The organism is Photorhabdus viridis, assembly GCF_040256935.1.
GTDB classification, from domain to species: Bacteria; Pseudomonadota; Gammaproteobacteria; order Enterobacterales; family Enterobacteriaceae; genus Photorhabdus; species Photorhabdus viridis.
The window spans coordinates 1-478 of record NZ_JBEJZY010000260.1; the positions used below are offsets into that span (position 1 = coordinate 1).

A 478-nucleotide genomic window follows, 5' to 3' on the forward strand; every position below is an offset into this window, starting at 1 on the left:
ACGCAATAAATTAGCGCATATGTCAGTGACTGCCTTGATGAGGGCCTCAGCGCTGATCCCTTTGAGTTTCAGCCTGACCGGCAGGGTATTGATAAACATACCCAACGCGCCCGCACTGCCCGCCATGCCCGACATACGGCCTGACAAGGTGGTGCCGAATACGATATCGTCACGCCCGCTGGTTCGGGCGACGACCAGCGCCCAACCCGCATGGAACAACGCCGCAGGGCTGGTGCCCAGCCTGCGGGCCGTTTCACGGAGGGCGAGTGATAAGCCGGCATTAAGGGGCTGTTGGGCTTCTGCCGTATGTTCGCCCTCTTCCTGAACGCTAATCAGGCCAAAAGGGGCCGTTACTTCATCGAGATCTGCCAGATAGTCCGGGAAGAAGGTTTCTGCGGCCTGAATATGGCTTTCCTGACGGGCATAAGCCACGAAGTTACGATAAGGCACCGATGGCGGTAAATCAGCACTTTTGCCC

1 protein-coding gene is annotated in these 478 nt (G+C 57.7%); it reads right to left on the minus strand.

All coding sequences use genetic code 11. The features are described from left to right. Nucleotides 1–478: condensation domain-containing protein (locus tag ABR397_RS23265; RefSeq protein WP_350307770.1), on the minus strand; the 478-nt coding region annotated here is incomplete at both ends.